General features: G+C 47.4%; 15 protein-coding genes. 11 read left to right on the top strand and 4 right to left on the bottom strand.

The window, feature by feature from the left end:
• Positions 1-153: 153 nt before the first annotated feature.
• The 4 genes from lysS (at position 154) to H4O21_RS01075 (ending at position 4,119) form a co-directional block, all read left to right on the top strand.
• Positions 154-1,680 (top strand): lysine--tRNA ligase, encoded by a 1,527-nt coding sequence (gene lysS, locus H4O21_RS01090; RefSeq protein WP_182806987.1) that lies wholly within the window; start codon positions 154-156, stop codon positions 1,678-1,680.
• A gap of 124 nt (positions 1,681-1,804) precedes the next feature.
• Positions 1,805-2,173 carry a hypothetical protein gene (locus H4O21_RS01085; protein WP_182806986.1) on the top strand — a complete coding sequence of 123 codons (369 nt, stop codon included), beginning with the start codon at positions 1,805-1,807 and terminating at the stop codon, positions 2,171-2,173.
• Positions 2,174-2,339: 166 nt separating this feature from the next.
• Complete coding sequence (locus H4O21_RS01080) at positions 2,340-3,230, top strand: bile acid:sodium symporter family protein (RefSeq protein WP_182806985.1); 891 nt, start codon at positions 2,340-2,342, stop codon at positions 3,228-3,230.
• On the top strand, positions 3,223-4,119 hold the full coding sequence (locus H4O21_RS01075; RefSeq protein WP_182806984.1) for a potassium channel family protein: 897 nt from the start codon (positions 3,223-3,225) through the stop codon (positions 4,117-4,119). Before H4O21_RS01080 ends, H4O21_RS01075 begins: the two co-directional genes overlap by 8 nt.
• An 80-nt stretch (positions 4,120-4,199) precedes the next feature.
• Here H4O21_RS01075 and H4O21_RS01070 read toward each other — a convergent pair whose 3' ends face one another.
• The gene (locus H4O21_RS01070; RefSeq protein WP_182806983.1) at positions 4,200-4,403 is read right to left on the bottom strand and encodes a PA3496 family putative envelope integrity protein; all 204 of its coding nucleotides are present in this window, start codon (positions 4,401-4,403) and stop codon (positions 4,200-4,202) included.
• A 174-nt stretch (positions 4,404-4,577) separates the two neighbouring features.
• Positions 4,578-5,390 carry a hypothetical protein gene (locus tag H4O21_RS01065; protein WP_182806982.1) on the bottom strand — a complete coding sequence of 271 codons (813 nt, stop codon included), beginning with the start codon at positions 5,388-5,390 and terminating at the stop codon, positions 4,578-4,580.
• 299 nt (positions 5,391-5,689) lie between these two features.
• On the opposite strand from H4O21_RS01065, the gene H4O21_RS01060 reads away from it, so the two are divergent.
• Positions 5,690-6,946 (top strand): MgtC/SapB family protein, encoded by a 1,257-nt coding sequence (locus H4O21_RS01060; RefSeq protein WP_220495451.1) that lies wholly within the window; start codon positions 5,690-5,692, stop codon positions 6,944-6,946.
• A 143-nt stretch (positions 6,947-7,089) separates the two neighbouring features.
• Here the strand turns inward: H4O21_RS01060 and H4O21_RS01055 are convergent, their stop codons facing one another.
• Positions 7,090-7,560: an RrF2 family transcriptional regulator gene (locus H4O21_RS01055; RefSeq protein ID WP_182806981.1), complete on the bottom strand. Its 471-nt coding sequence runs from the start codon at positions 7,558-7,560 to the stop codon at positions 7,090-7,092.
• Between the two features lie 227 nt (positions 7,561-7,787).
• Between H4O21_RS01055 and H4O21_RS01050 the strand changes: the two genes are divergently transcribed.
• From H4O21_RS01050 to H4O21_RS01040, 3 genes are all read left to right on the top strand, one after another.
• Entirely contained in the window at positions 7,788-8,981 is a 1,194-nt protein-coding gene (locus H4O21_RS01050; RefSeq protein ID WP_182806980.1) for an MFS transporter, read from the top strand.
• A 179-nt stretch (positions 8,982-9,160) separates the two neighbouring features.
• Positions 9,161-10,093 (top strand): exopolyphosphatase, encoded by a 933-nt coding sequence (locus H4O21_RS01045; protein WP_182806979.1) that lies wholly within the window; start codon positions 9,161-9,163, stop codon positions 10,091-10,093.
• A gap of 165 nt (positions 10,094-10,258) precedes the next feature.
• Positions 10,259-10,573, top strand: coding sequence for an Rdx family protein (locus H4O21_RS01040; protein WP_440590216.1), 315 nt, complete (start codon positions 10,259-10,261; stop codon positions 10,571-10,573).
• Positions 10,574-10,577: 4 nt separating this feature from the next.
• Here H4O21_RS01040 and H4O21_RS01035 read toward each other — a convergent pair whose 3' ends face one another.
• Entirely contained in the window at positions 10,578-11,072 is a 495-nt protein-coding gene (locus H4O21_RS01035) for a HugZ family pyridoxamine 5'-phosphate oxidase (protein ID WP_182806978.1), read from the bottom strand.
• A gap of 208 nt (positions 11,073-11,280) precedes the next feature.
• On the opposite strand from H4O21_RS01035, the gene H4O21_RS01030 reads away from it, so the two are divergent.
• From H4O21_RS01030 to fdhA, 3 genes are all read left to right on the top strand, one after another.
• Positions 11,281-12,195, top strand: a complete 915-nt coding sequence (locus H4O21_RS01030) for a DMT family transporter (protein WP_182806977.1) — start codon at positions 11,281-11,283, stop codon at positions 12,193-12,195.
• A 52-nt stretch (positions 12,196-12,247) separates the two neighbouring features.
• Positions 12,248-12,487, top strand: a complete 240-nt coding sequence (locus H4O21_RS01025) for a DUF1653 domain-containing protein (protein ID WP_182806976.1) — start codon at positions 12,248-12,250, stop codon at positions 12,485-12,487.
• A gap of 280 nt (positions 12,488-12,767) precedes the next feature.
• Positions 12,768-13,964, top strand: coding sequence for a formaldehyde dehydrogenase, glutathione-independent (gene fdhA, locus H4O21_RS01020; protein ID WP_182806975.1), 1,197 nt, complete (start codon positions 12,768-12,770; stop codon positions 13,962-13,964).
• Positions 13,965-14,080: the final 116 nt, after the last annotated feature.

Genomic DNA, 14,080 nt, shown 5'->3' with positions numbered 1-14,080 from the left:
CGCTCTCTCAACGGTATGTCACGTTTTATATTGTGTATGGTTCGGAATACGGACTCTGAGCGGGCTGGCACATAATATGTGTTTCCCCCGAGCAGTCCTGATTATCATTTTCCGAATGCAATGAACTTATCTGAACGAATGGTTGAATAACGAATGGCTACTGAACAGCAGCAAGATACTTCAGTTGACGTGGCAGCGGCCGCTGCCGAAGAAAATAAGCTGATCGCCGAGCGTCGTGCCAAACTGACGCAGCGCCGTGAAAATGGCGTGGCTTTCCCGAACACTTTCCGCCGTGATGCACTGGCTTCTGAACTGCAGGCTGAGCTGGGCGATAAGGATAAGGAAGAACTGGAGCAGCTGGACCGTAAAGCGTCTGTTGCGGGTCGTATCATGCGTATGCGTGGCCCGTTTATCGTTATTCAGGACATGAGCAGCCAGATTCAGCTGTATGTGGATAAAAAAGCGCTGCCGGAAGAAGTGCGTGCGGATATTAAAAGCTGGGATTTCGGTGATATCGTTGGTGCAACCGGCCCTGTACACAAGTCCGGTAAAGGTGACCTGTACATCTACATTGAAGAGTGTGAGTTGCTGACAAAAGCACTGCGTCCTCTGCCGGATAAATTCCACGGTCTGAGTGATCAGGAGATGCGTTACCGTCAGCGTTACGTGGATCTGATCATGAATGAAGAGTCCCGTAACACTTTCAAAATCCGCTCTCAGGTCGTCAGTGGCATCCGTAATTACCTGAGTGAGCGTGGCTATATTGAAGCTGAAACACCGATGTTACAGGTGATTCCGGGTGGTGCTACTGCACGTCCTTTCGTGACGCATCATAATGCACTGGATCGTGATATGTATCTGCGTATTGCACCAGAGCTGTATCTGAAGCGTCTGGTGGTCGGTGGTTTCGAGAAAGTATTCGAAATTAACCGTAACTTCCGCAATGAAGGCCTGTCTACCCGCCATAACCCTGAGTTCACCATGCTGGAGTTCTATCAGGCGTATGCTGACTATAAAGATCTGATGGATCTTACAGAAGATATGCTACGCACCGTTGCTCAGAACGTGCTGGGCAGCAGCGTGCTTGAATATCAGGGTGATACCTATGACTTTGGTCAGCCATTCATTCGTATGACTCTTGTCGAGTCGATTCTGAAATACGGTGAAGGCATTGAGTTGTCAGATGTGGACTCTCTGGAAGCGGCTAAAGCGACGGCAGAAAAACTGAAGATTGACGTAAAACCAATCTGGGGACTGGGTAAAATCCAGACTGAAATTTTTGAGTCCGTAGCAGAGCATCGCCTGATGCAGCCAACTTTTATTACTGAGTACCCGGCAGAAGTATCTCCTCTGGCGCGTCGTAATGATGATAACCCGTTTGTGACGGACCGTTTTGAGTTCTTCGTGGGTGGTCGTGAAATTGCGAATGGTTTCTCGGAGCTGAATGATGCTGAAGATCAGGTCGAGCGTTTCGAGCAGCAGGTAGCCGAGAAAGATGCGGGTGATGATGAGGCCATGTATTTCGATCAGGACTACATCCGTGCATTGGAATACGGCCTGCCACCAACAGCCGGTGAAGGCATTGGTATCGACCGTCTGGTCATGCTGTTTACCAATGCGCCATCGATCCGGGATGTACTGCTGTTCCCGCATATGCGGCCAGAAGGCGAAGCTAAGTAATAATAAAACCCCGGATCTCATTGATTTCCGGGGTTTTCTTTTTCAGGCTGGATGAATAAACATCATCATGCAATCATTTAAGTGATACTATTGCGCTTCTGATGGATTGCTCTGGAGACTCCCCATGAAAATGCTCAATCGTTCTGCGATGACTGTAAAGCTGACACAGGACTTTGTTGACTGGATTAACGACCTGGACGTTGACAGTGAACAGATCAGCCTGCAGGAAGTGAATGAAGAAGCGACGGTTTATCTGATTCCTGAGATTGAAGATGAGGATCAGCTGAATGAAACCGTGGAAGAGTTTTATCTGAATGTTCTGGAGAATGAGCTGAAATCCTGGGAAGAGGATGAAAGTCGGTGGCCAGAGCCTCTGGATATAGCGCTGTTTAAGCGTTTTATTCAACTGGACCCTGCTGTGATGGTGTTTGATCTGGATTATGGTAGTGGCCTGCAGTCTGCCAGTATTGATGATCTGGAAGAGGGTTTCTGAACCCCCGATCATTTTAATGAATAGCTCACCGGTTAATGCGACGATATTATCATTCAGATAACATCATCGGATTAGCCGTGATCTTATGGTATTCCTGATCATAAGATGTCTTCTGTCTTATCCGAAAGAGATCGCTTGAGTCTTATCTGAAAAAGGATAGCCCCATATGTCCAATGGAATTCTGCTGGGGGTTGTTCTGCCTGTAGCCCTGTTTGTGATCATGCTGGGTATGGGCATGACCCTGAAACTGGCTGACTTCAGCCGGATTTTTCAGTTACCTGTTGCAGTCCTGACCGGACTGGCCGGACAAATGCTACTGGTTCCGCTGCTGGCTTTTGTCGTTGTGTCTGTTTTCACTTTACCTCCGGAACTGGCCATTGGGCTGATGATTCTTTCCTTTGCTCCGGGGGGCGCTACATCAAATATGATGACTTTTCTCAGTAAAGGCGATGTAGCGCTATCGATTACTCTGACTGCCTTTGCCAGTTTGCTGACGCCTTTTACGATTCCCTGGCTGAGCCAATGGGCACTGGATCACTGGTTAGGAGAAGTCCGCAGTATTGATCTGCCTGTATTACAAATTATGATGCGCCTTATTGTGATTACTGTAGTACCTGTATCTCTGGGAATGTGGTTGTATCGGAGTAAACCAGATCTGGCCGCTCGTCTGGTCAGAGTCGTTAAACCTCTGTCGATTGCTTTTCTGATGTTTGTGATTGTCAGTATCGTGATTAAGAACTGGCAACAGATGCCTGAATTTCTGGCTGCAGTTGGTCCTGCTGCAGTGGCATTGAACGTAATGGCACTGGCATGCGGTTATCTGATTTCTGCCGTGATGAAGCTCCCTGTCAGGCAGCGGATTACTAACAGTATTGAGGTCGGGGTACAGAATGGTGGCACTGCTTTACTGATTACCGGTGGTGTGCTGGGAAATACCATGATGTCGGTCTCTCCTGTGATCTATGGCATCCTGATGCTAGTACCCAGTTTATTGTTCGGCATGTGGTGGGGTAAATACCTGCTGAAAAAGGAACACCGGGAGTTGCATCATGGTTGATTCTATTCGCTCTTCTTCTGCTATTGCCCGTTATCTGGGGCTGGCTGGCGTTGATCCATCAGAGAATATATCTGCACGACGCTGGGGGCGCAGGCTGGAATGGCCCATGCTGTTTCTGGCCTTATGGATGCTGATTAGCTGGTATCTGTCAGCGGTTGAAAATGATGATCATGAAATCCATCATGTTACAGATGTTGTGATCTGGCTGTTTTTTCTGACAGAAACCCTGTTACTGGCCCGGTTGGTTGATAATACCCGACGCTATCTGCTGACTAACTGGATGAACCTGGTCATTATTATCATGGGTATACCGGTACTATGGGGGGAGGACGCTTTTATCAGTGTGTTGCGTATTCTTCGGGTAATTCTGATTCTGACACTGCTGTTGCCGCTGGGCAGTACCGTCAGAGATATTCTGTCCAGAAACCATCTGGGGACAACATTGTTGATTAGTGCGCTCTTTGTCGGGGTCAGTGGTACTTTTATTTCCGTCATTGATCCGGCGATAGGTACCCCGTGGGATGGTATCTGGTGGGCAATTGTCACTATCACAACGGTTGGGTATGGCGATATTGTTCCTGCCAGTACAGCAGGTAAGATATTCGGTACGATACTTATTTTGTCAGGGATAGGGCTGTTTTCCCTGCTGACGGCCAGTTTTTCAGTCTTTTTTCTGTCCCGTGAGGAAGAAGAGGTCGTCGATAAGGAAACAGAGCTATTACAGCGTATTGATGGCCTGGAGACGCGGATGTCTGCTCTGGAGCTTAATATCTCACGTATGCTGGATAATCAGCAGGCCTTGTTATCCCGGACCTCTTTACTGGATAAAAGCCATTCCGCTAATACCGGGAAAAAAGGGGAGTCCGATGGTGAGGCACCGATATTATAGTAAGGATTCAATGAACAAATATGCTGACTTAAGGCCGCAAAGCGGCCTTATCTTCTGATTGATACTATGCACATGGGCAATTAATCATCCAGGTCAAAATCGTAATAGTCGTCGTCAATATTCTTGTGAAGACGCCTTTCTTCCAGGCGATTTTCGATTAAACGACGCTTATCCATCGACTTGCCCTTTTTGACCTCTTTCGCCTCATCTTCATCGGAAAGATTGTCCTGAGCATCATCAAACACTTCATCATCAGAATCAAAGGATACGTTCTCACGGCCCATTGATAATAATCTCCAGAAATAAAGTTGATATTCAGATGCTTATATAGATTGTTTTTTTTTCCGGGTAAAGAAAAAAATAAAGCTGCGGCAGAAAAAATTCTGCTGCAGCTCTATTCAGGTTATCAATCTGTCATGACATATGACGTGTTATCGGGCGCTCTGGCGTTCAGATTATCAATCTACGATAAAGGCGTCTTCAATATCTTTGGACTCAAAGTGGCCAGGGACCTGGAACGATTCTCCTGGTATGGTTAACTCTTTTACTTCCGTCAGATGGTACTCATCAGCGGCACTGGCCGGAAACTGCCGTTTAATAGAGACCGGTAAGCTATCGGTGCTGTTCATTACAAACAGCAGTTCTGTTGCATCACCCGGATTCAGTTGCTGATGAACGCTGTTAGAAAAATGGTGGAATGAAGACAGGGTGGCCATAACGTCTTCAGGTATGCCGACCTTACTTGCCTTAGCAACGCAGAGTGTTGCCTGCTCCTGATTATTCACCAGAGCTTTAATCTGCTGGCAGGGATAACCATTAATCGTATTGTGCTGTTTCTCAGGCTGATAGCTGACAATGTCTTTCTTAGATGTCTTAGACAGTTCTGTGATTTGTTCCAGTATTTCAGCCATCTGAGCTTTTTCTTCCGGGCTGGCGTTTTTGATACCGGCTTCCAGCTCTGCAATAATAGCCCGACGAGTGACATCAATCTGCTCGGACAGGCTTTCCAGTGTTTCTCTGTCCAGTGTGGTATAGCTCCGGCTGTTGCCATCGACCAGAGTCATCATTTGACGCTGGGCGTCATAGAGCATGAAGAAGTCTGGTGCCATAGGGTTTTCAAAGCGAATGTAGTCTGTGCCCACCAGAATTGTACTTCGATATTCAGGTGTTTCTGTAGACTGATAGGTCAGGCTGATATCCGACAGAGCCGGACCCGATAAAGACAGTGCCAGCCAGCCAGTGGCTGCAGAGAAAAGTGTGCGGATTTTCATAGTATTATCTAAGTACCCTTATAACGGTTCATCCCTGAGCATTGCCAGATTGCATCGCATCAGATGGATATCAGGCCGGTCTGCTGATATCGGCCATTATGTCCAGCCATCAGGACCTGTATGGGTTATGTTACTTTAAATGTTTCGGACAGATAAAGGGATAGCTGTGTCAGAAAAGTGATAAATTGGTATTTTCGCCTCTTTATACGCGACTTTTCGTTCCAGTGTGTGACCTTTTCTGATATTCCTTTTTTGTGCAGATACTCTGGAGCCGGGTATTTTTCAGACAGGATTTTGCTGTGCAGATTGAATTTAATCATACCCTGGGGTTGTTAGCTGTAGCTCTGTTTCTGGGATTGCTGATTGGTGTTGAGCGGGGCTGGAAATATCGCAGCCTGAAAGATGGCAGCCGGATTGCCGGTTTGCGGACCTATGGCCTGATTGCTTTACTGGGCGCTGTAGCCGTTATGCTGTCAGAGCAGGCCGGAGCTTATCTGATTGGCGTTATATTTTCTGGTCTGTGTGTTGCGCTGACAGCCTCTTACTTCGTCAACCATAATCAGAAAAATATCTCTCTGACATCACTGATTTCTGCTTTGCTGGCCTTTAGTTATGGCGCTCTGGTAATGCAGGGTTATGTGACAGAAGCATCGGCTATGGCGGTTATCACGACCGTGTTATTAAGCCTGAAAGGTGAGTTACATCGCTGGTTATGGTTGTTGGAAAAAAAGGAACTCTGGGCGGCCCTGGAGCTACTGATTATTTCTGTTGTGGTGTTACCTATCTTACCGGATCAGGCTATGGGCCCCTGGAATGCACTGAATCCTTATGAGATATGGTGGATGGTCGTACTGATTGCTGCTATCTCGTTTATGGGCTATTTTGCCATGAAAATTGCTGGTGCAAGAAAAGGCATCATGCTGACAGCCCTGTTTGCCGGTTTGGTGTCATCCACGGCATTAACACTGCAATTTTCCAGAATGGGACGGGAATCCAGAGAAGCCTGCCCCTTGCTGGCTGCTGGTATTCTGTTCGCTTGTGGGACCATGTTCCCCAGAATTCTGCTGGTGGCCGGGGTCATCAATCCGAATCTGATTCATTTACTGGTGTGGCCTGTTCTTGTTGCCAGTCTGACGATCTACCTGCCAGCCTTCTGGTTCTGGTATCAGGGGAATCAGAGTGTAGCTGAAGATATTGCTCCGCCATCTTCTCCTTTATCTCTGACCTCGGCGTTGGGGTTTGGTGTATTACTGGCGGCTATTTTGCTGTTGAGCAGCGCTTTACAGGATATTCTGGGAGAGGCTGGAATTCTGATTCTGGCTGCGGTATCGGGAGTGGCGGATGTGGACCCCATTAATCTGTCATTGTCAGGCATGAGCCGGGATGGGTTGGCAGAGAGTACGGCCGTTCTGGGAATTATTATTGCAGCAGCGGTGAATTCTGTTCTGAAAGGAGGCATGGCAGGTGCCATTGGAGGCCGTGAAGTCGCAGTCAGAGCGACTTTCCCTCTGGTATTGTCAGCGGTGCTGGCTTTGCTCACGATTGTTTTTATTTAGTAATGCTACAGGCTGAAAAGATAACTGACTGAAATAAATAATATATTTTATAACTCATTGTTTTTAATAGACTATAAATAAGAAAGCCGCTTCTTTATAAAAGAAAGAAGCGGCTTTTGTATTCCATAATACTGGTAAGGTTATCAGGATGCAGCCATGACTTGCACGGGCAGCTCATTATCCTGTAAATCCAGTCCCAGTAAGTTCCGGATATCAGCCGGATTGCGAAGTAGATCTTTTAGCGTATATTCATCGACGACCGCCAGAAAAGCATCTCTTGCCTTTTTCAGCATAGGTTTCATGTCACAGGCACCTGTCAGAGGACAGATCAGCTTGTCACAATCCACAATTTCCAGAGATGTTTCAAAGTCCCGGACCATCTTGCCGATAGAGATATCTGCTGGTTCCATATTGATCCGCATGCCGCCGTATTTGCCGCGCACGGTCTGGATATAACCCAGTTGCCCTAATTTGTGGACAATTTTCATCAAATGATTGCGTGAAATCTCAAAATGATGCGCAATATCGCTGATGGTCACCAGTTCGTCAGACTGCTGGACACCAAGAAACATAAGTACTCGAATGGCATAGTCTGTTTGACGGGTGAGTTGCATGTGCACGACCCCCTGTTAATTCCTGTTAGACCCTGTGTTCAGACCCGCTGCATCCTTGCGGGTAATACTCACTTTCATTACTGATAGTAACACAGGTATTGCTGTCTAATTTGTATATCTTTGCAAGTAAATGCTGTTTTTTATGTACAACATGACCAAGTAGTAATGTCAGATATTAACAGAAAACAGGGCAAAAACTCTAACCTGGTTCACAAAAGGATCTATATGTGACTTTGCGTAATGTTATTTTATTAGCGTTTGCCTCTGCAATGGCGATGTCTCTGGCACCTGCAATGGTTTTTATCGGGGGTATTATTGGAGGCGGGCTTGCTTCAGATTCAAGACTGGCGACTCTTCCAGTCGCATTTATGGTCGTCGGTACAGCTTTGAGCACGATACCGGCCGCCATGTTGATGCAGAAACTGGGGCGAAAGCGAGGTTTTATTCTGGGGGCTACCGGAGGGATTCTGGCTTGCTTAATGGCTTCTCTGGCAATATATGTGCAGTCTTTCTGGCTTTTTGTGCTGGCATCAGCCTGTACCGGTTTTCATCTGGCTTTTGTACAGCAATACCGTTTTGCGGCGGCAGAGAGTGTAGCCCCTGAGCAGGCAGGTAAAGCGATCTCATTTGTTCTGGTGGGGGGAGTGATTGCAGCATTTGTCGGCCCTGAACTGGCCAGAGCCTGTGCAGACTGGCTGGATGTTCGTTTTGCCGGTTCCTTTCTGGCTATGGCATTTTTAATCGCTGGTGCTCTGGTTTTATTACTGACGTTGCAAGAAGAAGCTGATATGTCTCAGAAAGCAACGTCAGAAACGCATAAACCTGTTTCTGCCCTTACACTATTCAGTCGTACTGGGTTCTTGATAGCCGTTACCGGCGGGGTTGTATCTTATGCGGTGATGAGCTTTATTATGACCGCTACCCCAATCAGTATGCATGTGATGGATGGTCACTCTCTTGATATGACGGCCAGAGTGATTCAGAGCCACGTGGCTGCTATGTATCTGCCATCATTGTTGACTGGCATGATCATAGGTTCTCTGGGGATCAGAAATATTATGTCTCTGGGAACCCTATTACTACTGGCCTGTAGTGGCATCGCCCTGATGGGAAATGAGCTGATGCATTACTGGTGGGCTCTGGTATTACTAGGGATAGGCTGGAATTTCTTGTTTGTCGGATCAACAACCCTACTGACCAGACAGTATACGTCGGAAGAGCGATTTAAGGCTCAGGCTGTTAATGATTTTGCTGTATTTAGCTTACAGGCCATCGCGTCTTTATCGGCAGGACCTGTGATTCACCAGCTGGGCTGGCAATGGGTCAATCTGTTGCCCATACCGGTGTTGCTGGTAATACTTTTGCTATTATTCAGAATGAAGTCAGAAAAAACTGACACCGCTCAACAGGGAAAAGTCTGATGATCCCGGATTCTGGTATACACTGATATTATTAATAAAAGCTCTGACGCCGCTCAGATATTCAGAGCTTTCCGGTTCTCTGAGGTGCAGATAAATGGTATGTTTACCCTCAGATATTCACAGGGGTGGTGCATGGCAAAAAATGGCGTATGCATCCGGCGTATTTACAGGAGAGACTGATGTCTGGTCAAAAGTTCCGACTGGTTACCCGCAGTGACTTTGACGGTCTGGTTTGTGCGGTGCTGCTGAAGCACCTGGATATGATTGACGATATTCTGTTTGTGCATCCTAAGGACATGCAGGACGGAAAAATTGAGATTACAGGTTCGGATATCACCACCAACCTGCCTTATGTTAAAGGGTGCCATCTGGCGTTTGACCACCATCTGAGTGAAACTCTGCGTAATGATGGTGATATCGACAATCATATTATTGACCCTGAAGCGCCGTCAGCTGCTCGTGTAGTCTATGACTATTACGGGGGTAACAAAGAATTCCCACTGAGTTGGGATGATATGATGGAAGCGGTAGATAAAGGTGACTCCGCTCAGTTTAACCAGGAAGAGATTCTGAAGCCGGAAGGCTGGGTACTGATGAACTTCCTCATGGATGCCCGTACCGGGTTAGGGCGTTTCCGTGACTTCCGTATTTCTAACTATCAGCTGATGATGCAGCTGATTGATTACTGTGCAAACCACAGCATTGATGACATTCTGCAACTGGAAGATGTCAAAGAGCGTGTGGACCTGTACTTTGATCAGGAAACGAAAGCGGTAGAGCAGATTAAACGTTGCAGTACTGTTTATGGCAATCTGGTGGTACTGGATCTGCGTGAAGAAGAGACTATCTGGGCAACAAACCGTTTTATGATTTATGCCCTGTACCCTGATTGTAATATCTCGATTCATCAGATGTGGGGCCTGAAAAAACAGAACACGGTATTTGCTGTGGGCAAGTCCATTCTGAATCGCAGCTCCAACACTAATGTAGGTGAACTGTGCCTGCAATATGGCGGTGGTGGCCATCTGAATGCGGGGACGTGCCAGGTTGACAATGACACGTGCGAACAGTCTCTGCAGGAAATTGTTGCTAAAATTAATGCTGACGGCTGATCTTTTGCCTGTCTGAGATTGATGAAACCCTGGTTATGATACCGGGGTTTTTTTATGCTTTCTGTTGTATCTTCAAATGTTTGAGCGCTCTATGCCGCTGTTTCGCTTTTATCAGAAATGAGTCCCTGATTTTGTGAAATGGGCAGAAAAGAAAAAGGAGACAAGATGTCAAAACCAGCAGCAATGAATGTGGGCAAGCCCAGAGTTGAAATCCGCTTTTGTACCCGTTGTAACTGGATGCTGCGAGCGTCCTGGATGGCCCAGGAGATTATGTACACTTTCAGTGACGATCTGTGTGAAGTAGCTCTGGTTCCAGATACCGGAGGGCTATATGAGATCTGGCTGGACGAGCATAGAATCTGGTGCAGAAAAGCTGATGGTGGTTTCCCTGAGGCAAAAGAGATAAAACAGCGTATTCGTGATCAGATTGATCCAGAGCGTTCTTTGGGGCATTCTGACCGGAAGACCAGTGATGTCTGATGTTTCAGGTTTTTTTCAGGTGTTCGATCTGATTCAGCCCTTCACCGGATAACGCAAATGCCTGGCCAAATCCTCTGACATAGGTAGCCCTTTCCGGTGTCAGGCGCATCATATAAAAATCATCCAGACCGCTGAGCAGGTCGATGATCTCACCGAATTTATCTTTCATCTGAACCAGCCTTGCAGAAAAGACCTCATCATTGCGGACGATTGTCTCAGCCCGCCCTGTACAGATAAGGCGCTTACGGGCGAAAAGCTGGCGGGTATCCTGTTCATCGGCAATCAGCATCCAGGACACTTTGCCATTATCCAGTAAATGCCGGGTATGGGCAGCCAGTTCGCTGATCAGTACGTAGAAATTTCCCTGAGTATCTTCGATAAAAGGTGTATAGCTGGCTTCAGGCCATTGTTCCTCATTCAGTGTTGCCAGTATCAGCGTCTGACACTGACTGCGGAATTCGTGCTGTTCTGTCTGAACTTCACTCAGGCTGAGGGACATCGTTTTCTCCGGCAGGTGTGTATCTTTCAGTGTTGTTAAGCATACCTCTTCAGGTAATGCTTGCCCATAGGTGACAAGTTGTGAAAAAGGATGGATGATAGCGCTCATTTCTAGTGGCAGTATCTGTTACAGCAAGAGTGTGATGGCTGTTTTTTCTGTCAAATTAAGAACAAGCCATATCCTGTTATGGTTTTATTCTGAGGTCGTTATGTTTCATGCTTTTTCTGAATCTGGTGAAAAGCAGGCGCTGATATATGCGTTGTCAGCTGTGGCAATGTGGTCAACAGTAGCGACTGCTTTTAAGGTCGCACTGGGTTATCTGTCTCCCGAGCAGCTATTGCTATGGGCTGCTTTATTTTCTGCTCTGGTACTGACCTTTGTGATCAGCTGGCAGAAAAAGTGGCATCATCTGAAATCCCTGTCGTCATCTCAGCTAAGAGCCTCCGTGCTGTATGGCCTGTTTAATCCGGGGATCTATTATCTGGTATTGTTTGCCGCCTATGATCGTCTGCCTGCTCAGGAAGCTCAGGCGCTGAATTATACCTGGGCACTGACGCTGACATTTCTGGCAGTGCCTTTTCTTGGGCAGAAACTGCGTCGACAGGATATTCTGGCCGGTGTTATCTGCTATGGTGGTGTTCTGGTGATTGCGACTCGTGGACAGTTATTGTCTCTGGAGTTCGGGGATCTGACCGGTGTCTCTCTGGCACTGTTCAGTACTCTGATCTGGGCTGGATACTGGATCGCTAATACCCGGGATCAGCGAGAGCCTGTTATAGGCTTATGGCTGAACTTTCTGTTTGCTTTGCCGTTTCTGTTACTGGTTAATCTGTGGTACAGCAGTCTGCACTGGCCTGAATGGCAGGGCATAGCTGCGGCGATGTATGTTGGTATTTTTGAAATGGGGCTTGCTTTTGTCTGCTGGCTGCAGGCGATGCGGCTGACCCGGCATACTGCCCGGATCAGTAATCTGATTTTTCTGTCACCGGTGATTTCTCTGGTGCTGATCTATACCATTCTGGATGAAAATATCTATATTTCGACACTGGCAGGGCTGGTGATGATACTGGCTGGTTTATGGGTTCAGCAACGTAAAATGCGCCAGCCTGATCAGAGTGAGTGACATTGCAACTCAGAGCTATTTCTGAGTTTTCTGTTCTTTGAGGAGTACCTTTATGGCACAAACGACAACACTGGTTCCCGGGATCTATCAGCACTACAAAGGACCTGAATATCAGGTACTGGCTGTTGCCCGTCATAGTGAGACCGAAGAAGAGCATGTGGTTTACCGCGCTTTATATGGTGAACGTGGACTCTGGATTCGCCCTTTATCGATGTTTACCGAGCGGGTTGAGATTAATGGTGAAGCTGTGCCTCGTTTTGCTCTGAAAGAAGCCTGTGATCCTGAACTCTGATTTTTATTCTCTTGCCCTGGATCAGGTTAAGGGCCTGAAATGTAAAAAAACTTGATTTTGTTATGTTATCACATTATTGTATCAGGCCCTTCATGCTATTTCCTCTGAGTCATTGATTTATGTGACTTTTTAGTCATTTTTGATCAACTGAATGTTTTTTCTCGCTTTCAGGCCAGTCGTTGCGGGATATAAGGGTGTCGCTTTCGGGCACCAGGCCAGGCCGGGCTACCGATATCGTTGCAAATTCTTAGACAAGAATAAATAAAGTAAGGAGCAGCGTATGTGTAGTTCTTCTAACCGTGGAGTGGTGTACAAGGGCGCAGGTCAGGTCGGTGTTGAATCCATCGCTTTCCCTGAACTGGCACTGGGTAACCGTAAGTGTGATCATGGGGTTATCCTGAAAGTGATTACCACTAATATCTGCGGTAGTGATCAGCATATGGTTCGTGGCCGGACCACAGCACCAGAAGGTCTGGTACTGGGCCATGAAATTACAGGGGTTATTCTGGAAAAAGGGCGTGACGTTGAATTTCTGAACGTCGGTGATATCGTTTCCGTACCCTTCAATATTGCCTGTGGCCGTTGTCGCAACTGTAAAGCCGGTCTGACGGGTATCTGTCTTAATGTTAACCCGGCTCGTCCAGGGGCTGCGTATGGTTATGTGGATATGGGCGGTTGGGTTGGTGGTCAGGCAGAATATGTCATGGTGCCTTATGCCGACTTCAACCTGCTGAAATTCCCGGATTCTGATCAGGCGATGGAAAAAATTCGCGACCTGACACTTCTCTCTGATATCTTCCCGACCGGTTTCCATGGCTGTGTTACCGCAGGTGTGGGTCCAGGTTCAACAGTTTATATTGCCGGTGCCGGTCCGGTTGGTCTGGCGGCGGCAGTGTCTGCTCAGTTACTGGGAGCGGCCTGTGTGATTGTGGGTGACATGATTGGTGACCGTCTGGAGCAGGCGCGCAGCTTTGGTTGTGAAACCATCGACCTGCGTGAAGAAGGCGATATGGAAGATAAGCTGGAAGTGATTCTGGGTGAGCGCGAAGTGGACTGTTTTGTCGACTGCGTTGGTTTTGAAGCTCATGGCTGTGGTTGTAACCACGGTAAAGAAGCACCTGCAACCGTATTGAACTCTGCAATGCAGATTACTCGTGCTGGTGGGCAGATCGGTATTCCGGGCCTGTATGTGACAGAAGATCCGGGTGCAGTTGATGAGGCTGCTCGAGTGGGTGCTCTGAGCATGCGTTTTGGTCTGGGCTGGGCAAAATCCCACTCTTTCCACACCGGTCAGTGTCCCGTAATGAAGTATCACCGTAACCTGATGCAGGCGATCCTGTTCAATAAAGTGGATATCGCTAAAGCGGTAAATGTTCAGATGATCAGTCTGGATAACGCACCTAATGGTTATGCCGACTTTGATGGTGGTGCGGCGAAGAAATTTGTGATCGACCCTCACGGAAGTGTTGCTGCCTGATAGCTGCCCTGCCCGGGTCTGCTATTAATTTGCCACGCCTTTGGGTGTGGCTTTTTTACAGGTCTGCATTGTTCTGCAGGCCTGTAAAAAGTATTCTCTCCTTCCTGTATCTACAG

Source organism: Oceanospirillum sediminis (assembly GCF_014164585.1).
Lineage (GTDB): Bacteria > Pseudomonadota > Gammaproteobacteria > Pseudomonadales > Halomonadaceae > Oceanospirillum > Oceanospirillum sediminis.
This window is presented reverse-complemented; position numbering and strand designations above follow the sequence as displayed.